The sequence below is a fragment of the Pontivivens nitratireducens genome (genome assembly GCF_011290545.1).
In the GTDB taxonomy this organism is placed as follows: Bacteria; Pseudomonadota; Alphaproteobacteria; order Rhodobacterales; family Rhodobacteraceae; genus Pontivivens; species Pontivivens nitratireducens.
The window spans coordinates 652,813-678,131 of record NZ_CP049811.1 but is presented as its reverse complement, the minus strand read 5'-3'; the positions used below and the strand labels follow the sequence as shown (position 1 = coordinate 678,131).

Genomic DNA, 25,319 nt, shown 5'->3' with positions numbered 1-25,319 from the left:
AACGTGTATCAACCGGAGAGATTGCAGATTATGGAACGCAAGGTGACGAAGGCCGTATTTCCCGTGGCAGGACTCGGTACGCGATTTTTACCCGCGACCAAGTCGATTCCCAAGGAAATCATGACCCTTGTAGATCGCCCGTTGATTCAATACGCGATCGACGAGGCTCGCGACGCGGGCATCAGCGATTTCATCTTCGTCACCGCACGCGGCAAGCAAAGTCTGGAAGACTATTTCGACAGCGCACCCGAACTGGAAAGCTCCCTGCAAGCCAAGGGTAAATCGGATCTGCTGCAAGAGTTGCAGCGCACAAATATGGATTCCGGTGCCATCGCCTATGTCCGCCAGCGCGAAGCCCTGGGGCTGGGACATGCCGTCTGGTGCGCCCGCCGGCTGATCGGTGACGAACCCTTCGCCGTTCTGCTGCCCGATGACGTGATCCAGGGCGGGCGAAGCTGTCTGCGCGACATGGTCGATACGCATGTGGAGACCGGCGGAAACGTCGTCGCCGCGATGGATGTTCCCAACGACAAGGTCTCATCCTACGGCATTCTGGGTGTGTCCGAGGATGACGGCACCCGCGCCAAGGTCGACCGGATGGTCGAAAAGCCTTCGGTCGCGGACGCGCCTTCGAGCCTGGCGGTGATCGGTCGCTATATCCTGACGCCCCGGGTCCTGCAGAACCTCAACCGCAAGGAACGCGGGGCGGGCAATGAAATCCAGCTCACCGATGCGATCGCGGCAGAGATCAACGGACCCGACGGCGTTTATGGCCAGCGGTTCGAGGGGCAACGCTTCGACTGCGGATCAAAGGCAGGGTATTTGCAGGCAACGGTGGCGTTCGGCCTTTCACGCAATGATCTGCGAGAGGAACTCGCCGATTTCCTGAGCACGCTCGACCTGGAATCCGTGTCCTCCACCGCGAAGTAAGGCGGATACTGCATGGTTGCGGTCCTGTTCGATCTGACGCGCAGCTTTTCACGGCGCGACCATGCAAATCCCACCGGCATCGACAGGGTCGAAACCGCGCTGTTCAACGCTCTGTCGCAGCTTGGCCCCGTCACCGGATTGGTGCGCAGCGGTCGAAGGTGCTGGAGCGCTGACGGGCCGCGTATCAGCACAAGCATCCTGCAACCGGCACCGCTCGACCGGATCGCCCGGCTACAATACTGGCGCGATGAGGCGCGACGCCGTGGTGAGAGCGGGTTGCGCGCAACCTATGGCCGGGGCGCGCGCGACCTGCCCTGCCCGGCCCATGCCGGTCAATGGCTGGTCTGTGTCGGACACACCCTTCCCGATGAAGCACAAGTGGCGCGGTGGAAGGCACGCGGCGGACGCTTGGCCGTTCTGGTTCACGATCTGATACCTCTCGACCATCCGGAATGGTCCCGCCTCCGCCCGGCGGCTCGATTTGCCACGACGATGCGCCTGACGGCAGGACAGGCCGATCTGGTTTTGCATCTGACAAGGGCGGGGCAAGCCCAATGGCTCAATCGCTATTCGCGAGACGAGTGGCAGCGTCACGCCGTTCTGCCCATGGGCGCCACCGACCTGCCTGATATGGAGAGAAACCCGCGCCCGCGCCCCGTCATGCTGATGATCGGCACGATCGAACCGCGCAAGGAGCACGCCACGATCCTTGATATCTGGGACCAGTTCGCGCCAGTGGCGGATCTGCATATCGTGGGGCGGCGCGGCTGGCGCAACGCCGAAACCTTCGCCCGCCTCGATGCCCGACCATCCGGTGTCACCGAGATCGGAGAGGCCACGGATCTGCAAATCGCGGCCGAGATTTCCGCCGCACACACGCTTTTGTTTCCCTCACGGGCCGAAGGATACGGGCTGCCCGTAATGGAGGCGCGGGTGCGAGGACTGCCCGTTCTGGCGAGCGATCTGCCGGAACTGCGTGAAATTCACGGCGACACCATCGAATATGTTGCCCCGAACAACAGTGACGCGTGGCGCCTTGCAATCGATAGACGTCTGAAGGAAAATTCTCCAAGCACTAATCAACCAACAGTTCTTTGGTCGCCATGGATCGAATCCGCGCGTATGTTGAAAGCCCTGATGTTGGGCGGGTGACCCTTTTACATGAAGATTATCAGCATCCTGAACCGAATGTTCCTGCGGGCACGCCGTCGTCGCCTGCAACTGCGCGCACGCCGCAAACGCAGGGAGCTTTCCTCCACCGTGGACCGGACCGACATGATCGCGCCCGGTGACATCCTGCTCTTTTCGACCTTGCGCAACGAGATCGAGAGGCTGCCGTATTTTCTCAATTATTATCGCAAGATGGGTGTGGGCCACTTCCTGATCGTCGACAACGGTTCGACCGATGGCAGTGCCGAATACCTCAGCGAGCAGACAGATGTATCCCTTTGGCAGACTGGTGCCAGCTACCGCAAATCCAGATTCGGGTGTGACTGGCTGAACGGTCTGTTGGCGCTATACGGTCACGATCACTGGACGCTGACGGTGGACGTGGACGAATTCCTCGTCTTCCCCAATTCGGATGTCAGACCGCTGAACGCCCTGACGGACTGGCTCGATTCATCTTCCGTCAAGTCTTTCAGTGCCATGTTGCTGGACATGTACTCAAAGGGTCCGATTTCAGAAACGCATTACAAAAGTGGACAGAATCCGTTCGATATACTGCGCTGGTTCGATAGCGGAAATTATCTGATTCGCCGGGATCGTCGGCACGGAAACCTGTGGATCCAGGGGGGGCCGCGAATGCGTGACATTTTTGCCGACGAACCCGCCTGTGCCCCGGCGTTAAACAAGATTCCATTGGTAAAATGGCAACGGGGTTACGTATACGTCAGCTCGACACACAGTCTGCTGCCACGAGGATTGAACAGGGTTTTCGACGAATGGGGCGGGGAGAAGCCGTCAGGCTGCCTTCTTCATGCCAAATTTCTCAGCTTGATGAGGGAGAAGGTCGAAGAAGAGCTGGAGCGCAAACAGCATTACGCTGGCGGGCGTGAATACCAGGCCTACCGCGAAACAATTTCAGTCGAGGGCACGTTCTGGACTGAGGGTTCGGTTGAATATTCCGGATGGCGACAACTTGAGGAGCTCGGATTGATGTCCTCCGGAAGCTGGATTTGAAGGGGATGACGTGACCGTAGGTATCTGCATCATGGCACACCACCACCTGTACAGGGTGGAGGAGTTGGCACGGCATTTCGCGTCGGGTGGATGTCGCGTCGTGGTCCATGTCGATGTTCAGACACCGTCCCGCGATTTCGATGCGTTGAAGACCGCTCTTTCGGACACCGGCACGATCTTCGCGGCCCGGCAGCGATGTGAATGGGGCACCTTCGCTCTTCACAATACAGCGATGGAGACATCGCGCCTGCTGATAGATACCTTTGAGGATGTAGACCACGTTTGCCTGATCAGCGGTTCGTGCCTGCCGATCCAGTCGCTCGACAAGCTCAAGTCCTACCTCGCCGCAAACCCCGATACCGATTTTGCGGAAAGCCGTCTGATCGGCGTCGACGAGTGGGTGCATGAGGGCCTGTCGGAGGAGCGGTTCACCCTGTACTTCCCGTTTGGCTGGCGCTCGAACCGTTGGCTTTTCGATCGGGCCGTGGACATCCAGCGTCTGCTGCGCGTGAACCGCACCGTTCCCGCCCATTTGCAGATCGCGGTCGGCTCACAATGGTGGACGCTGTCGCGTGGCACCTTGCGGCGCATCCTGGACGATCCGAAGAAGCGGGAGACGGACGCCTATTTCCGCAAGTGCTGGATCGTCGATGAATCCTATGTGCAAACCATGGTCCGCACGCACTCCCGAACTCTGGTGAACCGGTCGCTGTGCCTGACCGAGTTCGATCCGCAGGGAAAACCGTTCACGTTCTACGACGATCATGCGCATCTATTGCAGCGGGATGAGGAACATTTCTTCGCCCGCAAGATCTGGCACGGGGCGACCGGCCTCTACAATAAATACCTTCGTGGGGTGGAACCGATGGCTGCCGCCCGCAGACCGCGCGGCGGATCTCTGAAGGTTCTGGTGAACGAAGGCCGTGAAAATCGCTGTCTCGGGCGCCCCGGCCTGTTGATGCAGAGCCGTTTTCCCGTACAGGCCTTTGAACGGCAGCACCGGACCGCGCGGCCCTATCTGGTTCTGGACGGCTTCGATTTCGTCTATCAGGGGATCACACAATGGCAGAAATCATTGGGGTTGCCCCTCGCGCATGATCGTTTGTTCGCAAAGGACGCGGTGAAATTCGCTGATGACGCCAGTGTCATGCCGGGCGGTATCGTGGCGAATCCCCGCATTCGTGACTGGAATACAGAACAGTTTCTGACCAATCTGGTCTGGAACGCGCGCGACAGGCAGCAAAGCTTTCAGTTCCACGTGTCGGACAGCACGCGGATGGCGTCCTTCCTGCTCAAGGATCCGAACGCAAACATCCTGTTCATCAAGGGTGCATGGGCCGTCGGCATGACCCCGAACCCGGGGGAGACTTCTGCCCAGTTTCGGCGGCGTACGATGCGGCTTAAACTCCTCGAAAAAAAGCACATCGAGGAGATCGAGGGAGCGGAGACTCGCGCAAACGTCCAAAGCTGGACCCTTGGGGAGGTGATGGCCGATCCCGCCCTGCCACTCAACGCACTGGCCGCCATGATCGAGGGCGGGAAACTGACGGATGTCGAAGCTCTGCCCACGATGCGGCATGAGCACGGCTTGGGCGAACTTGCCCTGAACATGCCGGTCGAGGGGATGCAGATTTCCAACCAGCAGGCCGCGCATACGAATGTGAGTCAGTTCAAACGACCTGAAAGCGCCTGATGACAGGCGCTCCGTACCGCTACTTCGCTATTTTGGGAATGATGCGCACCGGATCAAACCTTCTTCAGCGCAGTCTGGACCAGTTTCCCTCCATCACCTGCCATGGGGAGCTGTTCAACCCCGCCTTCATAAACGGTCCTACAAACCAAACCGATTTCGGTATGACCACGGCTGAGCGGGATGCCGATCCGATGGCATTGATCGAGGCTATGGTGGCGAACGGCAAGCCCGACACCCTCTCAGGTTTCCGGCTGTTTGACGGGCACGACCCGCAGGCGACATCGGCTGTGCTGCAAGACCCTTCGGCCGCGAAGATCGTACTCCGCCGCAATCCGCTGGACAGTTTCGTCTCGCTCAAGATCGCAAAGGAAACCGACCAGTGGATGCTGATGAAGCAACGCGCGCGGCGCAGCACGCGAATCCACTTCGACATTGCCGAATACCGTGATTACCTCGCCCAAAGTGAGAGTTTCTACGCGCGCGTAAATCACAGCCTGAAAGTCAGCGGTCAGACGGCCTTTGCCATCGACTACAGTGACGTTTCGGACCTGGCCGTGCTCAACGGTCTCGCCACCTGGCTGGGGGTGGATGAACGTCTGGATTCCGTCGAGGCGAGCATCCTGCGCCAGAACCCCGGCCCGCTGGAGGAGAAGGTCGCGAATTACGCGGAGATGCTCGACCTGCTTCGCAATGAGGGGGGTGTTCACAGGACCGGTGAGGGCGCAAGAAGCGACCGGGCCGGCGGCCTGCGGTTCATGCACATGACGCAACGTGCCCCGCTGCTATATGCGGCGATACCGGGTGGGCCGAACGAACAGGTCCATCGCTGGCTGTACGGAATCGATGGCGGCGATCCACAGCAGGACAAGTTCGCCACCATGATGGAAACTTCCCCCCCGTTCGGTTCGCCACAGAATCGCCGGGCGCTGACGGATTGGCTGCAAACCCATCCCGGCAATGTCTGTTTTACCTGTGTCCGGCATCCGGTGGCCAGGGCCTATGACGTGTTCATGACGAAGTTCTTCGGCAGCAAGGACGAGGACATCTTTCCGCGCATCCGCACCCACGCGCAGGAACGCTACGGTATGAATCTGCCGGCGGCGGGCAGTACGGATCGTGCCGCGCTGGAGCTTTCGGGCTATGACGTGGAGCGTCACAGGGAGAGCTTCGGCGCATTCCTGGACTTTCTACGCGCCAATCTGGCAGGCCGCACCCCGATGCGGGTGGATGCATTGTGGGCCCCGCAATACGAGTTCATAGAGGGATTTTCCTCCGCCATCACGTTGAGCCTGATATTGCGGGAGGAGGATCTGATCGCGGGGGCGGCTTATCTGAAGAAACGGTTTTCCCTTGGTGACGTAAGAAATGGCGTTCTGCGCAAGTCAGAGCAGGATCATCTGTTTCCCCTGGACGAAATCTGGACACCGCAGATCGAGGCACAATGTCGCGCCGCCTATGGGCGCGATTACCTTCAGTTCGGGTTCAGCGATTGGAGGAAGGCCTGATCAGGCCGCGCGAGAGGCGGCAGGCTCGGTCAGAATGGAATAGAGCGCGGAGGTATCGTCGGTGGAGCGCAGCTTCTCGCAAATGCGTGGATCGCGAAGTGTGCGCGACACCCGTGCGAGGGCGCGCAGATGCTCGGCTCCCGCTTCCTTCGGCGCCAGCAGCATGAACACCAGATTTACCGGCAGACCGTCCACCGCGTCGAAATCGACCGGTTTTTCCAGACGGGCGAAATAGCCGACCACGCGGTCCAGTTGTTCCAGTCGCGCATGGGGGATGGCAACACCGCCCCCCATGCCGGTAGGTCCGAGCGCCTCACGCTCCTGCAATGCATCCAGACATTCCGATGCCGACAGATTGCCCTCATGACTGGCAGCAAAGGCGGCCATTTCCTGCAACAGCCGCTTCTTGCTGCCAACCTTCAGGCCGGCAAGAACCGCGTCAGAGCTCAATATATTCAGCAGCTCCATCAGCACACCTGTAACACATTGCAAAAGACAATTCTCAGGACATCGTTCTGGGGTCTATCCAGCCGATATTTCCGTCGTCGCGGGTGTAAACCACATTCACGCCGCCATGTGAAGTGTTGCGGAAGACCAGAAACTGCGTTCCCCAAAGTTCCATCTGCATAACGGCCTCGCCCACGGATAGGGTCAGGACCGGAGTCTTGGTTTCCGCGATGATGACGGGTTGCAGGCTTTCGGGTTCGTCATCCTCCTCATGCATGGGATTCGCCAGCACGTATGACGGGGCGCCAATCATCTCGATCGGGTCGGTGCGATCCTTGTGATGGTCCTTCAGGCGGCGCTTGTAGCGGCGAAGCTGCTTTTCCATCTTGTCTGCCGTCGAATCGAAGGCTGCATAAATCTCGCTCGCCCGCCCGGTCGCCTGGGTGGTCATACCCGTCGAGAGGTGCATGGAGGCATCGCATTTGAACTCATGAGAATCCTTTGAGAAGGTTACGGTCGCCTCGGTCGCGCGTCCGGCATATTTGCCTGCAACTTCCTCAATACGTTCGGAAACGTGGCTCCTCATCGCCTCGCCGACATCAATCTGCTTTCCACTCACCTGAACTCTCATGGGTAGTCCCCTTTCTTTGCGCGCCGAAATTGGCGCGGGGTTGCGGGCGGACCTTTCCGGTTCGGTGTCAGGCCGCGGGCACAGATGCGCGCCGCGCCCAGCCCCTCAGCCCCGCGTGGCGGAATTGAGACGGCGACGCTGAACCGATGAAGGAATGCCCATAACGTCACGATATTTCGCAACGGTCCGTCGTGCAATATCGACGCCGTCTTCTCTTAAAATGAGGACCAATGCCTCATCGCTGAGAGGGCGCGCGCGATTTTCCTGCGCTATCAGCTTTCTGAGCCGGGCATGGACGGCCCCGGCGGCGAAGCCAGAAGTCCTAGATGTGCTGGTCACGCCCTGACTGAAAAAGCTTCGCAACTCACGCATCCCGTGGGGCGTTGTGATGTATTTGTTCGCAACGACGCGGCTGACCGTCGATTCGTGCACGCCAATGCCTTCCGCGAGGGTGGCCATCGACAAGGGCAGCAAGGCGATTTCCCCTTGTTCGAAAAAGGCGCGCTGATGACGCAGCAGTGCCTCGGACACCTTGAGGATGGAGTGCGCGCGTTGTTCCAGTGCGCGCACCAGCCAACTTGCGCTGGCCTTGCAGTTGCTGATGAACCGGGCTGCTTCCTCACCGCTGGCGGAAACCTCGCTGGCATAGATGTCGTTGACCAGCACACGCGGCAGGGTTTCGGAATTCAGCTCCACCTGCCAGCCCCCGCCCTGCTCCTGCCCCAGCCGCCGGACGATCACATCGGGTACGACGGTGGGGGCGGTGGCGTCCTGCGCGAATGCCTGACCCGGACGGGGATCGAGATCGCGCAGCAAGGCAAGGCGGGCTTCAAAGGCCTCCTTGTCCAGCGCGGTGCGTGCGATCAGGTCCGCACGACCCGGTCCGGCAATATCCGCCAGATTGGTGCAAATCTCGCGCATTGCGGGATCGAGCATACCGCGTTCATCCAGCTGCAGGGCAAAGCATTCCCCCAGACTACGCGCCCCGACGCCCGCCGGGTCGCAGCTTTGCACCAGGGCCAACGCCTGCTCGACCTTTCCGACCATCACGCCGTAGCGATCCGCGATCTCGAACAACGGGGCGGTCAGCCGCCCGTCCGCGTTCAACTCATCCACCAACGCCATGGCGAGGGACAGGGTATCGCGCTTCGCCCGCAATCCGCCGAGCTGCGACAGAAGATGCGCGCGCAAGGTGACAGCCTCCGCCACGGACGCGGCGCGGTCGAAATCCTCGCCGCCCGTGGGGGCCAGCCCGCCCGATACGGGGCGCGAGCGATCCAGATCGAGAATGGGATTCTTGTCCACCTCTTCCGCCACCCGGTTCAGCAGTTCGCTGGCCGACAATTGCAACAATGCGATGGCTTGCGTCAGTTGCGGTGTCATCCGCAACTGCTGGGTCTGTTTCAGATCGAGACGTTGGCTCAGCGACATGACACAGTTCTACCACGGATGCCCGGTCAGAGGCGAAACCCTTCGCCCAGATAGACCCGGCGCACGTTTTCATCCGCCACCACGTCCTCAGGCGTACCGGACATCAGGACGGTCCCATCGTGCAGGATATAGGCGCGGTCGATGATTTCCAGCGTCTCACGCACGTTGTGATCGGTGATCAAGACACCTAGGCCGCGGTCGCGAAGCTGGCGCACCAGATCGCGGATTTCGCCCACCGCGATCGGATCGACCCCGGCGAAGGGTTCGTCCAGCAGAACGTAGGATGGGCGTGAGGCGAGGCAGCGCGCGATTTCCACCCGCCGACGTTCCCCGCCCGACAGGGCCAGCGATGGTGTGCGCCGCAGATGCGTGATGGAAAATTCCGCCAGCAACTCATCCAGCTGCTGTTCCCGGCGCTTGGGCTTCGGCTCCACCAGCTCCAGAATGGCGCGGATATTGTCCTCGACCGACAGCCCGCGAAAGATCGACGCCTCCTGCGGCAGATAGCCAACGCCCAGCCGCGCCCGGCGATACATCGGCAGGAAGGTCGCATCGGTGCCGTCGATCATGATCGTGCCGGCATCCGGTGTGACCAGTCCGGTCACGGAATAAAAGCAGGTCGTCTTGCCCGCGCCGTTCGGGCCGAGCAGGCCAATGACCTCGCCCCGCTTCACGCTGAGCGATATGTCACGCAGGACGGATCGTTTCTTGTAGGATTTGCCCAGATTGAGGACTTGGAGCCCTTGCGCCGCGTCCATCACTGCGACTGCGGAACGAAGACCGTGCGGACGCGGCCCGAAAATTCGCCGGTGCCCTCGTTGAGGTTGATGCGCATCGACTGGGCGCTGAGCGCGCTTTGCCCCTGGGTCAACAGGACATCGCCCTCCATCACCAGGAACCCCGTATCGACGTTGTAGTTCGCACGCTGGCCCTCGGCGGCTTCGCTGCCGCTCGACAGCAGGACATCGCCGGTGGCGATCAACTGGCGGATATCGCCGCTGGACTGATCGTAGGTCACCGTCATCTGCTGGGCGCGCATGGTCAGCGTGCCCTGGATCACCTCTACATTGCCGACGAATTCCGCTGTCTGCGCGGCCTGGCTGATGCCCAGCCGGTCCGACACGATCTCCAGCGGTTGCGAGCTGTCGTGCTGGAAGGTCGAGAATGGCTGCTCCGCTTGGGCGAACGCGGCACCCGCGATCATGCCTGCAAACATCATGCTCGCCACCAGCGAACCTGCAAATCGTCTGTTCATTCCGTATCCTCCGCCAACCGATCCGGGGTGATGCTTAGCCGAACATCCCCCTCAAACCAAATCATATCATCGCCAGCGGGTGTCTGCTCGGTCCGCAGGCTGTTCGCGCGCAAATGTGCGCCGGGTGCCGTCAGGTCCAGCGGTTCGGGCAGAGTCAGCGCCCGATCCTGCAAACCGATTTCAGCGATTTGCGTCGTCAGCCGGACGCCGCCCCGCGTGCTCAGGTCAACGCCGCCACTCAGGATCAGACGTTTGTCCGACCCGGCATAGGCCCCCTCGGCCGCGATCATCTGCACCGGATCGCCGTATCGCTCCACGCGCGCCGTCACCTCACGCAGGCGGTAGCCGTCGGTGCTGGGGACCGCGAATTCCGCCTGCAGCGAATAGGGCGTGCCATCTGTCAGTTCCCCGGCCAGACGTGGCGACAGCACGCCCTGATCGAAGTCCAGCCCGGCGGGCAGATCACCGAGCAGATTCTCGTCGAAGTCGATGCGATCCTGATCAATCAGGAAGATCGTGCTGAGCAGGACGATCGCGGCCATCGGCAGCACGATCTTGAGGTAGCGGACAAACCGCGTATATCCCGGCCCGCGGCGCACAGGCTCAGACCACCCCGGCGCGCAGCAGGTCGTGGATATGAACGATACCGACAGGCGCCCCGTCCGCAGTGACGAACAGCGTCGTGACCCGGCCCGACATCTCCGCCAGGGCGGCCTCGGCCAGTTCGCCGGCCCCGATGGTCTTGGGGTCCGCGCTCATCACATCGCCGGCGGTGCGGTCCAGCAGGCCGGTCATGTTGCGCCGCAAATCGCCATCGGTGATGACCCCGATCAGGGTGCCATCCTCGATTACGCCAGCGGTGCCGAAGCCCTTTTGCGTGATGGTCAGCAGGGTTTCGGACATCGGAGTGTCGCGTGTGACCAGCGGCATCTCCTCCCCCGAATGCATCAGGTCGCCCACCTTGACCAACCGCGCGCCCAGCTTGCCGCCGGGATGGAAGACGCGGAAATTCTCGGGGCTGAAATCGCGCTGTTTCATCAGTGCGACAGCCAGCGCATCGCCCAGCGCCAGGGTGAGCGTGGTGGAGGTCGTGGGCGCCAGCCCGTTCGGGCAGGCCTCCGCCGCGTCGGGCAGCAGAATTGCGACATCGGATTGCCGGACCAGCGTCGAATCGGGCTTTTTCGCGACCCCGATCAGCGGAATCTTGAAGCGGCGCGAATGGGCGATAATATCCGTCAGCTCCGGCGTTTCGCCCGAATTGCTCAGCACGATCAGGCTGTCGGCAGGCGTGACCATGCCCAGATCGCCATGGCTCGCCTCACCCGGATGCACGAACTGCGCCGGTGCCCCGGTGGAGGCGAAGGTCGCCGCCATCTTGCGCGCGACATGGCCGGACTTGCCCATGCCCGAGATCACGATCCGCCCGCGCGTCGCCAGCAAAATCTGCACCGCCTGCGCGAAACTGTCATCCAGCGCATCCGCGAACTGCGACAGGGCCGCGCTCTCAATCCGCAGGACGTCGCGGCCTGCCTCTATCATCTGTCGTGTCTCGGTCATGACGCTCATCTAGGTGGCCCGCCCTTCGGGGTAAAGCCGCGCTCCGTGCGGGGGTGCACAAATAGGCGGCTCATTTCAGTGCGCGAAGATATCGGTTTCGGGCCACCCGGCCAGATCCAGCGCGGCGCGGGTCGGCAGGAAGTCGAAACAGGCCTGCGCCATCTGCATGCGTCTCTCACGCTGCAACCGCAGGTTCAGCGCGTCCATCAATTGGTGCAGGTACAGCACATCCGACGCGGCGTAGGTCTTTTGCGCCTCGGTCAATGTCGCAGCGCCCCAGTCGCTGGATTGCTGCTGTTTCGAGATATCGACGCTCAGCAATTCCTGAAGCAGGTTCTTTAACCCATGCCGATCCGTATAGGTGCGCACCAGTTTCGAGGCGATTTTCGTGCAATAGATCGGCGCGGTCACGGCCCCGAACCGGTGCAGCAGCACCGCGATGTCGAACCGGCCGAAATGAAAGAGCTTCAGCACATCGGGATCCGTCAGCATCGCCACCATGTTCGGCGCCGTGGTCTGATCCTGCGAGATCTGGACCAGATGCGCATCGCCATCGCCGCTGGACAATTGCACCAGGCACAGGCGGTCGCGATGCGGGATCAGGCCCATCGTCTCACTGTCGATGGCCACCACGGGGCCGAGGTCTAGCCCGTCGGGCAAATCGTTTTGATGCAGGTGGATCGTCATGGGACCTCCGATTGACACGGGTATGTATGGTATGGTCGGCGCGTTGCGCTTGGGCATATTGCATTCCGCCGCGACAGGCACGTGCCAATTTTCACGCCTCACGCGGGGTGACGTCACCCTTCCCGCGACCGCGCGTCGCCTCCACCCGCAGATCGCCGCCCAGATGCATTCGGCGGCGCAGGACGCGCGACACCTGATCTATGGCGAAGGTCAGCAGGATCGAGACCAGCAGCAAGGCGATCACCCGGTCCAGACGCAGTTCCTGAACGCCGGTCTGGATGTAGAAACCCAGCGTCGCGATGCCCAGCAGACCCATGATCGCGCTTTCGCGCAGGATGATCTCCCACCGATAAAGGCACAGCGCCCAGAATGTGCCGTTCAGGCGGGGGAACAACTCCCAAGCCCACAGCGTCAGCCCCGTTGGCGCATCCGGGCGCAGGGTCACGCCGCCCGCCTGCCGGCCCATCAGATGCGCGATGATCGCCCCGTTGTGAAGCGCCAGCGCCAGCACCGCCGGCAGCATCGACGCCCCGAAAATCTGCACGAAGACGAAAGCCAGCATGTATTCGGGGATGGACCGCAGAACCACCAGAACCCCGTGACCGATCAGCGCTCCGAACCGCCCCGCCACCCGTGGCACGATCGCCGGGAACGCCAGCGCCGCCAGCAGCGCCGCCCCGGCCAGCGCGATCTGCGACAGGACAAGGGTGTTCACCGCCCCCGGCCATGCCTGCTCAACAAAGACCTTGTGCAGCCATCCGCTCCAATCCGCCCCGGTGCGGATGGGCGCAGGCACGATGTCGTTCAGGAACCGCATCAACGCGCCGGACCCCATCGGCGGTGTGTCGACCAGGACCAGTGCCACGATGGATGCGATCAGGTAAAGCGGCACCAGCCGCCAGATCACCCAGCGCCGCATCGGCAGGATCAGCGCGAGGAAGATCAGCAGCACCGCCGCCGCCTCACCGTACAGGCCCTGGCGAAAGGTGGATTCCAGTTCGAACCCCAATGTCGGCAACCCGACGAAGCCCAGCACGGCGGATGAGCGCAATCCGCATTCCAGTCGGTAGAGCGTATAGGTCCGCATCTGCGGCAGGCATTGCGGGATCCGCACCCAGATCAGCCGGATCGCGACGGGCAGGCCGCGGGGCAACGCCGCCTCCGCCGCCGGGTCGGCTTCCTCCAGATATTCGGCGAAGACCTTGGCGAAGATGCCCGCATAGGGCAGCGCGATCGCCAGAACGCCGGTCAGGGGTGAGATGCCGGTGATGTTGAGCAGCAGCAGCGCCCAGAACAGTTCATGCACCGCCCGAACAGACACGCACAGGACGCGCACGCGGGCATAGATCGGCGCCAGTGCCAGACCGGCGGCCGCGCCCAGACCGACACCGCAAAACGCGAAGGCCAGCGTCAGCCCAGTCGCTTGGGCCAGCCCTGCCAGATCACCGAAATCGGGTGATAGAATGCCGCGCCCCATCGCGGCGAGGGTCAGCCATGGATCGGGGCGTTGCGCGCTCATATCGCCCAGCGCGAGTGCGAACACGGTCAGAACGGCGAAACCGGCAAGGGCGTGCCGCGCCTTCACCGGTAAAGGTCCGCAAGGTCCGCATCGCTGATCTGTGTCGGGGCCGCGTCCAGCACGACCGCGCCATCGCGCAGACCGATGATGCGGGTCGCGAATGCGCGGGCCAGCGCCGCATCGTGCAGAACCACGACCGCGGTGTCGAAACGATCCGCCACCGCGCCCAACAGGTCGGCCCCCTGCGCCGTGTCGAGTGCGGAGACAGGCTCATCCGCCAGCACGACCGCCCCGCCCCGCAACAGGGCACGCGCCAGCGCGACCCGCTGGCGTTGGCCGCCCGACAGTTCGACCACGGGCCGGCGGCCCAGACCGCTCAAACCCACGCGGTCCAGCACCTCCTCGACCTGCGCGCGTTGCGCGGCGCGCGGCCAGACCAGCGTCGCCAGATTGCGCAGGGCACCGAATTCGTCCAGCCGCCCCATCCAGACATTGTGAAACACGCTCAACGGACCGACCAGGCCGTGATCCTGCGGAACCAGCGCGGCGGTCCCGGCGGCATCGGCCAGGGCTGCCAGCAGCGTGCTTTTCCCCACCCCGCTGCGCCCCAGCAGGGCGACCCGCTCCCCCTGTCGAACGCTAAGGCTCAGGTCAGGCAGAACCGTCCGGTCCCCCCATCCCAGCGAGCGGTCGCGCAGGTGGAGCAAACCCTCCATCAGTCGATGATGTCGAGCGCGCGCGCCGTATCCTCGATCGGTTGGTACAGCGCATTGTCCGCCGCGATGAAGGCATCACGCGGGAAGGAGGCGAGCAGCGCCTCATCCTGCATTCCGATCAGGGCGGCCTGAACCTTGTCCGCGAACCCCTCACCAAAGCGGGCGTCCACGTCCTCACGTATCGTCCAGTTGTAGTCGGGATAGGGCGGCGTCTGCCAGATCACCTTGGCCTGATCCACCTCGGCCAGCCCATCCGCGACGGCGCGGTCATAGACGGTGAAGTTCATCGCGCCGACATCATAGGCACCCGATGCCACCAGTCGCAGCGTCTGCCCGTGATCGCCGGAGAAGCCCACATCCGAGAACAGTGCCTCGGGCGATTGGCCGGTGGATTCGCGGATCCAGAATTCCGGCATCAGCCGGCCCGAGGTCGAGGTCTGCGCCCCGAAGGTGAAGCTGCGCCCGGCCAGATCGGGGAATGTGTCGCTCGGCTGCAATCCTGTATCGGTGTTGGCGATGAAATAGGTCACGAAGGTCTGGTCCTCCGCGCCCTGCGCGATTGCGCGCGATCCCGGAACCGCGATGCGGGCCTGCACGCCCGACAGGCCGCCAAACCAGCCCAGCTGGATCTGATCGTTGCGAAAGGCGGTGACGGCGGCGGCATAGCTCTTGACCGGGACGTATTCGACATCCACGTCCAGCTCCGCCTCCAGATAGTCCGCCACGGCGCCGAAGCGTTCGATCAGGCGCGTCTCATCCTCATCGGGTATGGCGGAGAAATAGAGGGTCTGCGCAGCGGCAGGCGCGCCAAGCAGCATGAGGCAGAACAGTAGTCGTTTCATGAAAGGGTTTCCCATCCAATAGGATTGATGTCGGCTATTTGTGTATTGCAACAGGCGCGCGCCCCGCCGCAAGGCCTGTCGCAATTGGGCTTAAACCCCAAAGCGGCCAAGACCTGCGAGACATCCTTTGCAGGCGCCCACGCTCTGGCCTTGCACGCGGTCACGCTCTGGGGTATCCGCGCCGCCTTTCGCCCCGACAGGAGCCGCGTGATGGCCGACGACATGCTAGCAATCGATTTCGGCACCTCGAATTCGGCAGCCGCCATTCTGGTGGACGGCGCCCCGGTGCGCCTGCCCATCGAAGGCGACGCCGACACCCTGCCCACGGCCGTGTTCTTTCCCACCGAGGGGGGCGACATGCTGTTGGGGGAGGCTGCGGCCCGCGCCCTGATCGCCGGGGACGAAGGGCGCTATATGCGCGCGCTCAAAAGCGTGCTCGGCACATCGCTGCTGAACGAATTTCGCCCCGTGGGTGGCAAGCAGCGCACCTTGTCGAGCATCATCACCGATTTTCTGCGCGTGCTCAAATCGCGGGCCGAGGAGCAGACCGGGCGCAGTTTTACGCGGGCTTTGTCCGGGCGTCCCGTGCATTTCCACTCCTCCGATCCGCAACGCGACGCCCGTGCCGAGGCCGATCTGACCGCCTGTTATCACGCCGCCGGGTTCGAGGACGTGCAGTTCCTGTTCGAGCCGGAGGCCGCGGCCCTGGCCAGCCATAGCCTGAACCGCAGCGGCACCCTGGGCCTGATCGTCGATATCGGCGGCGGCACGTCCGACTTCTCGGTCTTTCGCACGGACGGGACGCAGGTGGATATCCTGGCCAGTCACGGCATACGGCTGGGCGGCACGGATTTCGATCAAGTCGTGTCCATGTCCCATGCCATGCCCAATCTGGGCCACGGGGGGGAGCTGCGGCGAACCTTCGGCAAGGGTCTGCTGCCGGTTCCCAACGATATTTATGCCGACCTCGCAACTTGGTCGAAGATCCCGTTCCTGTACAGCCGCGATACGCAACGCAAGGTGGCGGACATGCTGCGCGATGCCGTGCAGCCCGACAGGATGCAGCGCCTCGCCGACGTGATCGACGAACAGTTGGGGCATGAACTGGCCTTCGCGGTGGAGCGGGGCAAGATCGCCGCGAATTCCGGTCAGGTCTCCGGCATCGACATGACATTCATCGAACCGCGCCTGACCGCGCCGATTGACCGCGACACGCTGAACGAAGCGCTGACCCCCTTCGCCCGCCGCATTCGTGAGGCGATGCAGCACACCTTCGAACTGGCCACCAATGCGCCAGAGGAAATCGGCGCGGTGGTGCTGGTCGGCGGCTCCAGCCTGATGGGGATGGTCGAGGAGCAGGCCCGCGCCCTGTGCCCGAACGCCGAAATCCGTCGGGCGCAGGCGTTCACCGCAGTGGTGGATGGATTGGCGCTGGCCACCGCCCGCGCGGACTGACCGCTAATCGCGGCGCGAAACGCTGCCCAGAACCTCGGCTATCGTGTGGAGCTGCGTGGCGAGAGGATTGGTCCTGCGCCAGATCAGGCCGATCGTGCGTTTGGGGGCGGGATGCCCGAAACGGGAGACGCTGACCGGGGCGGAGCCGGTTTCCAGCCCGATCGCCATTTCCGGGATCAGCGTCACCCCGATCCCCGCACCGACCATCTGCACCAATGTGGTCAGCGAACTGCCGTCCAGCCCATCGCGGGGCATATTCGCGGGCGCAGCACAGAAGGCCAGCGCCTGATCGCGAAAGCAGTGACCCTCCTCCAGCAACAGCAGCCGCATCCGGCGCAGGGTCTCGCCATCGGGAACGGGCTTGTCCGCATCCGCCGCCGGGCGCACCAGGACGAAGTCCTCCTCGCACAACGCGACCTCGGTGAACGCGGGATGCGAAACGGGAAGTGCGACCACCGCCGCGTCGAGCGCCCCCTGCTCCAGCGCGCGCAACAACCCGGTCGTCTGCGTTTCGCGCACGTGCAGGTCCAGCGCGGGGTTCAGGCGCGTCAACGCCGTCACCATCGCTGGCAACAGATAGGGTGCCACCGTGGGAATGATACCGATACGCAAGCGGTCCGGCACCTTGCCCGCAGTGGCGCGGGCCAGTTCGCCCAGCTCATCCACCGCGCCCAGGATGTCACGCACCCGAACGGCCAGTTCATCCCCGAACGGCGTCAGGCGAACCTTGCGCGCGGAGCGTTCGAACAATGTCACGCCAAGGTTTTCCTCAAGCTCGCGGATCTGCACCGACATCGCAGGTTGCGAGATCGAGCACATTGCCGCCGCATGGCCAAAATGCCCATGTTGCGCCAGCGCCTGAAAATACCTGAGTTGCCTGAGGGTAAGATTATTCATAACCTGAAACTATGAAGCCAATCAGAAAATGCAAATTAAACTAATCGAAAAGGTCTGCTATATGATTCCTGTCCGGGCTGTTTGGCCCGTGGAGATTTTAGGGAGAGTATCAATGGACGGCAACGATTTGACACGGCTGGACAGGTGCCCGGTCATGCATGGCAGCACCAACAGAACCCGCTCGAACAAGGACTGGTGGCCCAACCAGCTCAACATCGGGATCCTGCATCAGAACACGCCGGCGGCCAGCCCGATGGAGCCGGATTTCAACTACGCCGAGGAATTCGCAAAGCTGGATCTGGACGCCTTGCGTGCCGATCTGGCCGATTTGATGACGGATTCGCAGGACTGGTGGCCGGCGGATTACGGCCATTACGGCCCGTTCTTCATCCGTATGGCGTGGCACTCTGCCGGAACCTACCGCACGGCGGACGGGCGCGGCGGGTCCACCTCGGGCACGCAGCGATTCGCACCGCTGAACTCCTGGCCCGACAACGGCAACCTGGACAAGGCGCGCCGCCTTCTGTGGCCGGTGAAGCAGAAATACGGCAACCAGATCTCCTGGGCCGACCTGTTCATCCTGACTGGCAATGTCGCTCTCGAAACCATGGGCTTCGAAACCTTCGGCTTCGCCGGCGGGCGTGAGGATATCTGGGAGCCGGAGCAGGACATCTATTGGGGAGCCGAGACCGAATGGCTGGCCGTCTCCGGCGGTGATGGAACCCGCTATACCGGCGATCGTGAGCTGGAAAACCCGCTCGCAGCCGTGCAGATGGGGCTGATCTACGTCAATCCCGAAGGCCCGGACGGCAACCCCGATCCCGCCGCATCGGCCCGCGATATCCGCGACACGTTCGCGCGCATGGCGATGAACGACGAGGAAACCGTTGCACTGGTCGCCGGTGGCCACACCTTCGGCAAGTCGCATGGCGCAGGTGACGTGTCCCATGTGGGTGCGGAGCCCGAGGGCGGCAAGATCCACGACATGGGTCTGGGCTGGCTGTCCACCTTCGAATCCGGCAAGGGCGTGCACACCATCACCTCCGGCATCGAGGGGCCGTGGACGCCGACGCCGATCACCTGGGACATGACCTATTTTGACCACCTGTTCGGCAACGAGTGGGAGCTGACGAAATCCCCCGCCGGTGCGAACCAGTGGCAGCCCAAGGGCCTGCCCGAGGATGCAAAGGCGCCGCAGGTCGATGGCAACGGCAAGGTGCCGATCATGATGACCACCGCCGACATGGCCCTGCGCATCGATCCGGCATACGAGGCGATCGCCCGCGATTACCACGCCAACCCGCAGAAGTTCGCGGATGCCTTCGCCCGCGCATGGTTCAAGCTGACGCACCGCGACATGGGCCCGAAAAGCCTGTATCTGGGCCCGCTCGTTCCGTCCGAGGAGCTGATCTGGCAGGATCCGGTCCCCGAGGTCGATCACCCGCTGGTCTCCGACGCCGATGTGGCGGACCTCAAGGAAAAGGTCCTCGCCTCCGATCTGAGCATCTCGGAACTGGTTGGCACCGCCTGGGCCTCCGCCTCGACCTTCCGCGTGTCGGACCGTCGTGGTGGTGCGAATGGCGCGCGCATCCGTCTGGCGCCCATGAAGGACTGGGAGGTCAACAATCCGGCGCAACTGTCCAAGGTGCTGGACACGCTCGAAGGTATCCGTGAGGCGTTCAACGCGCAGGGGGAGGTGAAAATCTCCATCGCGGATCTGATCGTGCTGGCCGGTGACGCCGCTGTCGAGGCCGCGGCCAAGGCTGCCGGGCAAACGATCACAATTCCCTTCATCCCCGGCCGTACCGATGCGACCGATGCGCAGACGGATGCAGAATCCATCGCCGTGCTGGAGCCGATCGCAGACGGATTCCGCAACTATATCAAGCAGGAATACAAGATCCCGACCGAGGAATTGCTGATCGACAAGGCGCATCTGCTGACGCTGAGCGCGCCGGAAATGACGGTGCTGGTCGGCGGAATGCGGGCGCTGGGTGCGAATTTCGACGGCTCGGACACGGGTGTCTTCACCGATCGCCCCGGCACTCTGACCAATGATTTCTTCGTCAATCTGATGGCGATGAACACGGTCTGGTCGCCGGTGGGTGAGGATGAGCAGATGTTCGAGGGGCATGATCGCACCAGCGGGCAGAAGCTGTGGAACGCTTCGCGTGTCGATCTGGTCTTCGGCTCGAACTCGCAACTGCGCGCCCTAGCGGAGGTTTTCGCCGCGGAACATGAAGCCGAACGTTTCGTCGGACGATTCGTGAAGGCGTGGTCCAAGGTGATGAACGCCGACCGTTTCGACGTGAAGTAAACCGGCCTGACTAAGCCTTGCCCCACCCCGTCGCGCAGGTTCGCGGCGGGGTTTTTTATGCCGAACTCTGGGGACCGACTGTCATGGCGCGATCCGCGTCGCATGCCGTCAGTCGATACGGTTCGAAACGCCATCCACCTGAACAAGGTCTGATAAGCGGCTACATTTCCGGGGGGTATAGAGGAAGCGTATAAATCACCGAGATACTCGGCCGATTTATGGTGCCCAGGAGAGGACTCGAACCTCCACGTCCTTTCGAACACTGGCACCTGAAGCCAGCGCGTCTACCAATTCCGCCACCTGGGCAGGTGTCGTGAAGGGGCGTTTAGCCTTGCTCAGGGGGGGTGTCAACGGCATTTGCGTCAGAAAGTCATCTCAGGATGCAGATGAGGTGAGGCGCGGCGCGGCTTCGACATTTTTCGCGTGGCCGCGCGGACAATATTCACCGTTCCTCTCAACCAAAGGTCGGGCTATCAGGTTACCCGCGGGGGGGAATTTGAAATGATCGAAGCCGTTCTTGCCGGTTACGGGCTGAGCCTGGGTCTGATCCTGGCGATAGGCGCGCAGAACGCGTTCGTCCTCAGGCAAGGCCTGCGGGGGGAGCATGTCTTTGCTATCTGCCTGACCTGCGCCGCGTCCGATGCGCTGCTGATCCTGGGCGGCGTTGGCGGCTTCGGGGCGCTGGTATCGGCGGCACCGTGGATCGAGCCTCTGTTTCGATATGGCGGCGTCGCGTTCCTGCTGGCCTACGGGCTTCGCAGCTTTTACGCCGCCCTGCATGTGTCAGACGGGTTGGAGCCTGCCGAGCAGGCGCCTGCGCGGTTGTGGCCGGTCCTCACGACGTGTCTGGCGCTGACATGGCTCAACCCGCATGTCTATCTCGATACATTGGTGCTGATCGGATCGGTTTCGACTCAGTTCGACCAGTATCGCTGGGCCTTCGGCGCGGGCGCGGTTCTGGCATCGTTCAGCTTCTTCTTTGCCCTTGGCTACGGCGCGCGGCTGCTGCGACCGTTATTCGCACGTCCATCAGCCTGGCGGGTGCTGGATGCGCTGGTCGGAATCGTCATGTGGGCCATCGCATTGGGTCTGCTTGTGGGCTGATACACCCTTGCCGCGTGGGGCGTCGCCAAGTATTCACGTTTGCAACAGATGCAGGAGCGCGCAATGAGCAGCCACACCACCCTAGTCACGGCCCCGATCGTCACGGTCTTTGGCGGGTCCGGTTTCGTCGGTCGCTACATCGTGCAGGCCTTGGCGAAGGAAGGCTGGCGTGTCCGGGTTGCGGTCCGCCGCCCGAACGAAGCGATATTCACCATGACTTACGGGAATGTCGGGCAGGTACAGCCGGTTCAGGCGAACATCCGTGACGAGGAATCGACCGCCGCCGCCATCCGTGGCGCGCAGGCCGTGGTGAACTGTGTCGGCATCCTCTACCCCCATGGCAAGCAGACGCTGGACACGGTTCAGGTCGAGGGGGCCGGACGCATCGCCCGCCTAGCCGCGGCCGCCGGGGTGCAAAAACTGGTTCATCTGTCCGCCATCGGTGCCGATGCGGGCTCCGACAGCGCCAATGCCCGCACCAAGGGGGAGGGCGAACGCGCCGTTCTGAACGCGTTTCCTGACGCGACAATCCTGCGCCCCTCGGTCGTGTTCGGCCCCGAAGACGAGTTCTTCAACCGTTTTGCCCGGATGGCGACCAATGTGCCGGTCTTGCCCGTGATCGGCGGAACCAGCCGGTTCCAGCCGGTGTTCGTGGACGATGTGGCCATGGCCGCAGCGACCGTGCTGCGCGGGGATGCGGCGCCCGGCATCTATGAACTGGGCGGACCCGACGTGGAAACCTTCCGCGAGTTGATGCAGCGGCTGGTCACTGTCATCCGCCGCCGCCGCGTTCTGCTGACCATCCCGATGTGGGCGGCACGGTTCCAGGCGCGCTTGTTTGGTCTTGTGTCCAAGCTGACCTTCGGACTGATCCCGAACTCCATCCTGACGCTGGATCAGGTGCGGCAGCTCGGGCAGGACAACGTCGTGGGCGAAGGGGTCAAGACCTTCGCGGATCTGAACATCAAACCACGCGACATGGATGCAATCCTCGACAGCTATATGTGGCCATACCGTCCGTACGGTCAGTATTCCGAGATTCTGGAATCGGCGAAAAACCTGCGTTAGATGTAGGCCACGCCCAACAGGATCAGGCCCAGCACGATCCGGTAGATCACGTAGGGCGTATAGCTGACCGTCTGCAGGAACCGCATCATCAGCGCCAGCGCGATCAGGGCCGCACCTCCGGCAAAGACCGCAGCGATGGCCGCGTCGCGCCAGATTTCGGGGCTGGCTGGCGGAATATCCAGTGCGATCAGCCCGCCCGCCAGCAGGATCGTCGGGATCGACATCAGCATCGACAGCCGCGCGGCGGCAATACGATCATAGCCCAGAAACCGTGCGCCCGTGATGGTAATCCCGGACCGCGACGTACCGGGGATCAGCGCGACCGCCTGCCACAGACCCATGATCAGGGCATCGCGGATCGTCCAGCTTTCCGCCTTTCGCCGCTGTGCGCCGATCCTGTCCGCCCAGTAGAGAACGACTCCGAAAATCAGCATGGCCCAGCCGATCACCGCGATGGAACGCAGCTGATCGCTCCACCCCGTCAGCTTCAGGATCAGCCCGGCGATCACCACCGGAACCGTGGCGACGGCCAATGTCAGCGCAAGTCGTGCTGCAGAGGTGCGAAACCGACCGCGCAACACATCGACCACACCGCGCAAGGCCAGTGCTACGTCTGAACGGAAGTACGCGACGACGGCCACCAACGTGCCCATGTGCACCGCGACATCCAGCGTGACGCCCTGATCCGCCGTTCCCATCAGCGCCGGAAGCAGGATCAGATGGCCTGAGGAGGAGATCGGCAGGAATTCGGTGATACCCTGGATCAAGGCCAGAAGCAGAAGGTCAAACAGGGGCATCTGGTTTCCAAACGGCGAATCGGGTTCGGCGCTAGGCTATAGTGGTGCGTGCCCCCTGTGAATCGACAGTATAGGTCCGATTCGGACCTATTAATACGGCGATCGCACCGCTATCGCACCGCTCTCAGAAAAATATCCTCGCACAAGGTCAGCACTTATGACTTTATATTATCATCACCCTGTTATACTAACCCCGTAAATGCCTGAAAGGTGCGTCCGCTTCAGGAGAGGATGACGCGATCAGTATACTGGAAAGTGAATATGGCCAAGCAAGTGATGTTGAAGTTCACCGATGTGCCCCGGTTGATGCCGGAGAAGCGCGAAGCCGACGCACGGACCGAGGATTTCGACGAGATCTATCGACAGTTCGCAGATGCGAAGGCCGCAGAGCAAGCCTCGCGCTGTTCGCAATGTGGCGTGCCGTTCTGCCAGACGCATTGCCCGCTGCACAACAACATCCCCGATTGGCTGAAGCTGACGGCGGAGGGGCGGTTGCACGAGGCATATGAAATCAGCCAGGCCACCAATACCTTCCCCGAAATCTGCGGCCGCATCTGCCCGCAGGATCGCCTGTGTGAGGGGAACTGCGTTATCGAGCAGTCCGGTCACGGCACGGTCACCATCGGCTCCATCGAGAAATACATCACCGACACCGCGTGGGAGAAGGGCTGGGTCAAGCCGATCCAGCCTGCGCAGGAACGTACCGAGAGTGTCGGGATCATCGGCGCGGGTCCGGGGGGCCTGGCCGCAGCGGACATGCTGCGCCGTGCAGGCGTGCAGGTCACGGTCTATGATCGCTATGACCGCGCTGGCGGCCTGATGGTCTACGGCATTCCCGGCTTCAAGCTGGAAAAATACGTGACCGAGCGGCGCAATACCCAACTCTCGGAAGGTGGTGTCGAACTGCGCATGAACGTCAATGTCGGTGAGGATATTTCGTTCAGCGACATCAAGGACAAGCATGATGCCGTCGTCATTGCGACCGGCGTCTACAAATCCCGCGATCTGGCGGGGCCGGGTGCCGGTCTGGGCGGAATCGTGCGCGCGCTCGACTATCTGACCGCCTCGAACAAGCACACGCTGGGCGATCACGTTCCAGAATTCGAGAATGGTGAGTTGAACGCCGAGGGCAAGCGCGTGGTGGTGATCGGCGGCGGTGACACGGCGATGGACTGCGTGCGCACGGCGATCCGTCAGGGGGCCACCAGCGTCAAGTGCCTGTACCGGCGCGACCGGGCCAATATGCCGGGATCCCAGCGCGAAACCCAGAACGCCGAGGAAGAAGGCGTCGAATTCGTCTGGCTCGCCGCGCCCAAGGGGTTCACCGGCGAGGGCAGCGTCAAGGGCGTCATGGTCTCGAAAATGCGCCTCGGCGCGCCGGATGCGACAGGTCGGCAAAGCCCCGAGGAAATCCCCGGCGGCGATTATGTCGAGGATGCCGATCTGGTCATCAAGGCGCTCGGCTTCGAGCCGGAGGATCTGCCCACGTTGTGGGGTCAGCCGGAACTGGAAGTCACCCGCTGGGGCACGGTAAAGGCCGATTTCCGCACGCATGAAACCCCCATGAAGGGCGTCTATGCGGTGGGGGACATCGTGCGCGGTGCGTCACTGGTTGTCTGGGCGATCCGCGACGGGCGTGAGGCGGCGGAGGCGATCCTGTCGCAATTTGCCGCAACGTCAAAACCCGTCGCGGCGGAGTAGAATACCGAACAGTTCGACAGTTGCGGTGCGAGCGCGCCATAGCTGTACTGCACCAGACAGGCGGCGCAGCACGGACAACACGGGGTCAGGCATTCAGACGCAAGGCCGCAAACGCAATCTCAACGGTTCCCCGGAACCGGGTGGAAGGAGAGGTGACATGGCGACGGGAAAGTGCATGTGCGGGGCTGTCGTCCTGACCATCGGCGAACTGCCGCGTGAATACGGGACCTGCCATTGCGAGATGTGCCGCCGCTGGGCGGGCTCGGCGCTGCTGTCGGTCAGCGTGCCGCAGGACCAACTGACGGTTGCAGGCGCGGAACATGTGCGCACGATCCAGTCCTCGGACTGGGCGGAGCGGGCGTGGTGTGATAAATGCGGCAGCGGCCTGTGGTATCGCGTCACCGCCGACGTGCCGCATGCCGGCACCTATGAAATACCCATCGGCCTGTTGGACGATGCGAACGGGCTGAACATGACCCGCGAAATATTCATTGATGAAAAACCGGATGCCTTCACCTTCGCGGGAACGCGCGAACTGATGAACAGGGCCGAGGTTCTCGCGCTGTACGGCGTGACCACTTAAGGA

Annotated in this window: 24 protein-coding genes and 1 tRNA gene; 11 read left to right on the top strand and 14 right to left on the bottom strand. The window is 62.6% G+C overall.

Features of this window, described 5'->3' with window-relative positions; all coding sequences use genetic code 11:
• Positions 1-30 precede the first annotated feature (30 nt).
• Genes galU through G8E03_RS03230 form a run of 5 tightly spaced genes read left to right on the top strand, consistent with a single transcriptional unit; the run spans position 31 to position 6,309 of the window.
• On the top strand, positions 31-930 hold the full coding sequence (gene galU, locus G8E03_RS03250) for a UTP--glucose-1-phosphate uridylyltransferase GalU (RefSeq protein ID WP_166188623.1): 900 nt from the start codon (positions 31-33) through the stop codon (positions 928-930).
• A gap of 12 nt (positions 931-942) precedes the next feature.
• Positions 943-2,082, top strand: a complete 1,140-nt coding sequence (locus tag G8E03_RS03245) for a glycosyltransferase (protein WP_166188621.1) — start codon at positions 943-945, stop codon at positions 2,080-2,082.
• A gap of 9 nt (positions 2,083-2,091) precedes the next feature.
• Positions 2,092-3,111, top strand: a complete 1,020-nt coding sequence (locus G8E03_RS03240) for a glycosyltransferase family 2 protein (RefSeq protein ID WP_205793211.1) — start codon at positions 2,092-2,094, stop codon at positions 3,109-3,111.
• A 31-nt stretch (positions 3,112-3,142) separates the two neighbouring features.
• Positions 3,143-4,804, top strand: coding sequence for a DUF5927 domain-containing protein (locus G8E03_RS03235; RefSeq protein WP_205793209.1), 1,662 nt, complete (start codon positions 3,143-3,145; stop codon positions 4,802-4,804).
• Complete coding sequence (locus G8E03_RS03230; RefSeq protein WP_166188616.1) at positions 4,804-6,309, top strand: sulfotransferase; 1,506 nt, start codon at positions 4,804-4,806, stop codon at positions 6,307-6,309. The genes G8E03_RS03235 and G8E03_RS03230 overlap by 1 nt, the downstream gene beginning before the upstream one ends.
• Here the strand turns inward: G8E03_RS03230 and ptsN are convergent, their stop codons facing one another.
• From ptsN to G8E03_RS03175, 11 genes are all read right to left on the bottom strand, one after another.
• Positions 6,310-6,777, bottom strand: a complete 468-nt coding sequence (gene ptsN / locus G8E03_RS03225; RefSeq protein WP_166188614.1) for a PTS IIA-like nitrogen regulatory protein PtsN — start codon at positions 6,775-6,777, stop codon at positions 6,310-6,312.
• A gap of 34 nt (positions 6,778-6,811) precedes the next feature.
• On the bottom strand, positions 6,812-7,387 hold the full coding sequence (gene hpf, locus G8E03_RS03220) for a ribosome hibernation-promoting factor, HPF/YfiA family (RefSeq protein WP_166188611.1): 576 nt from the start codon (positions 7,385-7,387) through the stop codon (positions 6,812-6,814).
• 105 nt (positions 7,388-7,492) lie between these two features.
• The gene (gene rpoN / locus G8E03_RS03215) at positions 7,493-8,818 is read right to left on the bottom strand and encodes an RNA polymerase factor sigma-54 (RefSeq protein ID WP_166188609.1); all 1,326 of its coding nucleotides are present in this window, start codon (positions 8,816-8,818) and stop codon (positions 7,493-7,495) included.
• A 26-nt stretch (positions 8,819-8,844) separates the two neighbouring features.
• Complete coding sequence (gene lptB, locus G8E03_RS03210; protein WP_166188607.1) at positions 8,845-9,576, bottom strand: LPS export ABC transporter ATP-binding protein; 732 nt, start codon at positions 9,574-9,576, stop codon at positions 8,845-8,847.
• Positions 9,576-10,073 carry an LptA/OstA family protein gene (locus G8E03_RS03205; RefSeq protein ID WP_166188605.1) on the bottom strand — a complete coding sequence of 166 codons (498 nt, stop codon included), beginning with the start codon at positions 10,071-10,073 and terminating at the stop codon, positions 9,576-9,578. The genes lptB and G8E03_RS03205 overlap by 1 nt, the downstream gene beginning before the upstream one ends.
• Positions 10,070-10,615 carry a hypothetical protein gene (locus G8E03_RS03200; protein ID WP_166188603.1) on the bottom strand — a complete coding sequence of 182 codons (546 nt, stop codon included), beginning with the start codon at positions 10,613-10,615 and terminating at the stop codon, positions 10,070-10,072. Before G8E03_RS03200 ends, G8E03_RS03205 begins: the two co-directional genes overlap by 4 nt.
• Positions 10,616-10,676: 61 nt before the next feature.
• Complete coding sequence (locus G8E03_RS03195; protein WP_166188601.1) at positions 10,677-11,630, bottom strand: KpsF/GutQ family sugar-phosphate isomerase; 954 nt, start codon at positions 11,628-11,630, stop codon at positions 10,677-10,679.
• Positions 11,631-11,705: 75 nt separating this feature from the next.
• Complete coding sequence (locus G8E03_RS03190) at positions 11,706-12,317, bottom strand: ribonuclease D (protein ID WP_166188599.1); 612 nt, start codon at positions 12,315-12,317, stop codon at positions 11,706-11,708.
• A gap of 91 nt (positions 12,318-12,408) precedes the next feature.
• Positions 12,409-13,902 (bottom strand): PhnE/PtxC family ABC transporter permease, encoded by a 1,494-nt coding sequence (locus G8E03_RS03185; RefSeq protein WP_205793207.1) that lies wholly within the window; start codon positions 13,900-13,902, stop codon positions 12,409-12,411.
• A complete protein-coding gene (locus G8E03_RS03180; RefSeq protein ID WP_166188597.1) occupies positions 13,899-14,552 on the bottom strand; it encodes an ATP-binding cassette domain-containing protein in 654 nt (217 codons plus the stop codon). The genes G8E03_RS03185 and G8E03_RS03180 overlap by 4 nt, the downstream gene beginning before the upstream one ends.
• Positions 14,552-15,394 (bottom strand): putative selenate ABC transporter substrate-binding protein, encoded by an 843-nt coding sequence (locus tag G8E03_RS03175; RefSeq protein WP_166188595.1) that lies wholly within the window; start codon positions 15,392-15,394, stop codon positions 14,552-14,554. The genes G8E03_RS03180 and G8E03_RS03175 overlap by 1 nt, the downstream gene beginning before the upstream one ends.
• Positions 15,395-15,604: 210 nt before the next feature.
• On the opposite strand from G8E03_RS03175, the gene G8E03_RS03170 reads away from it, so the two are divergent.
• On the top strand, positions 15,605-16,849 hold the full coding sequence (locus G8E03_RS03170) for an Hsp70 family protein (protein WP_166188593.1): 1,245 nt from the start codon (positions 15,605-15,607) through the stop codon (positions 16,847-16,849).
• 3 nt (positions 16,850-16,852) lie between these two features.
• Here the strand turns inward: G8E03_RS03170 and G8E03_RS03165 are convergent, their stop codons facing one another.
• Positions 16,853-17,746, bottom strand: coding sequence for a LysR substrate-binding domain-containing protein (locus tag G8E03_RS03165; protein WP_166188591.1), 894 nt, complete (start codon positions 17,744-17,746; stop codon positions 16,853-16,855).
• A gap of 112 nt (positions 17,747-17,858) precedes the next feature.
• On the opposite strand from G8E03_RS03165, the gene katG reads away from it, so the two are divergent.
• Positions 17,859-20,063 (top strand): catalase/peroxidase HPI, encoded by a 2,205-nt coding sequence (gene katG, locus G8E03_RS03160; RefSeq protein WP_166188588.1) that lies wholly within the window; start codon positions 17,859-17,861, stop codon positions 20,061-20,063.
• A gap of 219 nt (positions 20,064-20,282) precedes the next feature.
• Here katG and G8E03_RS03155 read toward each other — a convergent pair.
• Positions 20,283-20,369, bottom strand: a tRNA-Leu gene (locus tag G8E03_RS03155).
• Between the two features lie 195 nt (positions 20,370-20,564).
• Here G8E03_RS03155 and G8E03_RS03150 point away from each other — a divergent pair.
• Both G8E03_RS03150 and G8E03_RS03145 read left to right on the top strand, forming a co-directional pair.
• Entirely contained in the window at positions 20,565-21,167 is a 603-nt protein-coding gene (locus G8E03_RS03150) for a LysE/ArgO family amino acid transporter (protein ID WP_166188586.1), read from the top strand.
• 63 nt (positions 21,168-21,230) lie between these two features.
• Positions 21,231-22,235, top strand: a complete 1,005-nt coding sequence (locus G8E03_RS03145) for a complex I NDUFA9 subunit family protein (protein WP_166188584.1) — start codon at positions 21,231-21,233, stop codon at positions 22,233-22,235.
• Here G8E03_RS03145 and G8E03_RS03140 read toward each other — a convergent pair.
• Positions 22,232-23,032 (bottom strand): undecaprenyl-diphosphate phosphatase, encoded by an 801-nt coding sequence (locus tag G8E03_RS03140; RefSeq protein ID WP_166188582.1) that lies wholly within the window; start codon positions 23,030-23,032, stop codon positions 22,232-22,234. The genes G8E03_RS03145 and G8E03_RS03140 overlap by 4 nt on opposite strands.
• Positions 23,033-23,293: 261 nt before the next feature.
• Here G8E03_RS03140 and G8E03_RS03135 point away from each other — a divergent pair, with 261 nt between their 5' ends.
• Both G8E03_RS03135 and G8E03_RS03130 read left to right on the top strand, forming a co-directional pair.
• On the top strand, positions 23,294-24,733 hold the full coding sequence (locus tag G8E03_RS03135; protein ID WP_166188580.1) for an NAD(P)-dependent oxidoreductase: 1,440 nt from the start codon (positions 23,294-23,296) through the stop codon (positions 24,731-24,733).
• A gap of 157 nt (positions 24,734-24,890) precedes the next feature.
• Positions 24,891-25,316, top strand: coding sequence for a GFA family protein (locus G8E03_RS03130; protein WP_240910407.1), 426 nt, complete (start codon positions 24,891-24,893; stop codon positions 25,314-25,316).
• Positions 25,317-25,319 lie beyond the last annotated feature (3 nt).

Excerpts from the sequence above, each read along its gene's own strand:
- galU (WP_166188623.1), top strand. The coding sequence starts at position 31 with ATGGAACGCAAGGTGACGAAGGCCGTATTTCCCGTGGCAGGACTCGGT.
- G8E03_RS03245 (WP_166188621.1), top strand. The coding sequence starts at position 943 with ATGGTTGCGGTCCTGTTCGATCTGACGCGCAGCTTTTCACGGCGCGAC.
- G8E03_RS03240 (WP_205793211.1), top strand. The coding sequence starts at position 2,092 with ATGAAGATTATCAGCATCCTGAACCGAATGTTCCTGCGGGCACGCCGT.
- G8E03_RS03235 (WP_205793209.1), top strand. The coding sequence starts at position 3,143 with ATGGCACACCACCACCTGTACAGGGTGGAGGAGTTGGCACGGCATTTC.
- G8E03_RS03230 (WP_166188616.1), top strand. The coding sequence starts at position 4,804 with ATGACAGGCGCTCCGTACCGCTACTTCGCTATTTTGGGAATGATGCGC.
- ptsN (WP_166188614.1), bottom strand. The coding sequence starts at position 6,777 with ATGGAGCTGCTGAATATATTGAGCTCTGACGCGGTTCTTGCCGGCCTG.
- hpf (WP_166188611.1), bottom strand. The coding sequence starts at position 7,387 with ATGAGAGTTCAGGTGAGTGGAAAGCAGATTGATGTCGGCGAGGCGATG.
- rpoN (WP_166188609.1), bottom strand. The coding sequence starts at position 8,818 with ATGTCGCTGAGCCAACGTCTCGATCTGAAACAGACCCAGCAGTTGCGG.
- lptB (WP_166188607.1), bottom strand. The coding sequence starts at position 9,576 with ATGGACGCGGCGCAAGGGCTCCAAGTCCTCAATCTGGGCAAATCCTAC.
- G8E03_RS03205 (WP_166188605.1), bottom strand. The coding sequence starts at position 10,073 with ATGAACAGACGATTTGCAGGTTCGCTGGTGGCGAGCATGATGTTTGCA.
- G8E03_RS03200 (WP_166188603.1), bottom strand. The coding sequence starts at position 10,615 with ATGGCCGCGATCGTCCTGCTCAGCACGATCTTCCTGATTGATCAGGAT.
- G8E03_RS03195 (WP_166188601.1), bottom strand. The coding sequence starts at position 11,630 with ATGACCGAGACACGACAGATGATAGAGGCAGGCCGCGACGTCCTGCGG.
- G8E03_RS03190 (WP_166188599.1), bottom strand. The coding sequence starts at position 12,317 with ATGACGATCCACCTGCATCAAAACGATTTGCCCGACGGGCTAGACCTC.
- G8E03_RS03180 (WP_166188597.1), bottom strand. The coding sequence starts at position 14,552 with ATGGAGGGTTTGCTCCACCTGCGCGACCGCTCGCTGGGATGGGGGGAC.
- G8E03_RS03175 (WP_166188595.1), bottom strand. The coding sequence starts at position 15,394 with ATGAAACGACTACTGTTCTGCCTCATGCTGCTTGGCGCGCCTGCCGCT.
- G8E03_RS03170 (WP_166188593.1), top strand. The coding sequence starts at position 15,605 with ATGGCCGACGACATGCTAGCAATCGATTTCGGCACCTCGAATTCGGCA.
- G8E03_RS03165 (WP_166188591.1), bottom strand. The coding sequence starts at position 17,746 with ATGAATAATCTTACCCTCAGGCAACTCAGGTATTTTCAGGCGCTGGCG.
- katG (WP_166188588.1), top strand. The coding sequence starts at position 17,859 with ATGGACGGCAACGATTTGACACGGCTGGACAGGTGCCCGGTCATGCAT.
- G8E03_RS03150 (WP_166188586.1), top strand. The coding sequence starts at position 20,565 with ATGATCGAAGCCGTTCTTGCCGGTTACGGGCTGAGCCTGGGTCTGATC.
- G8E03_RS03145 (WP_166188584.1), top strand. The coding sequence starts at position 21,231 with ATGAGCAGCCACACCACCCTAGTCACGGCCCCGATCGTCACGGTCTTT.
- G8E03_RS03140 (WP_166188582.1), bottom strand. The coding sequence starts at position 23,032 with ATGCCCCTGTTTGACCTTCTGCTTCTGGCCTTGATCCAGGGTATCACC.
- G8E03_RS03135 (WP_166188580.1), top strand. The coding sequence starts at position 23,294 with ATGGCCAAGCAAGTGATGTTGAAGTTCACCGATGTGCCCCGGTTGATG.
- G8E03_RS03130 (WP_240910407.1), top strand. The coding sequence starts at position 24,891 with ATGGCGACGGGAAAGTGCATGTGCGGGGCTGTCGTCCTGACCATCGGC.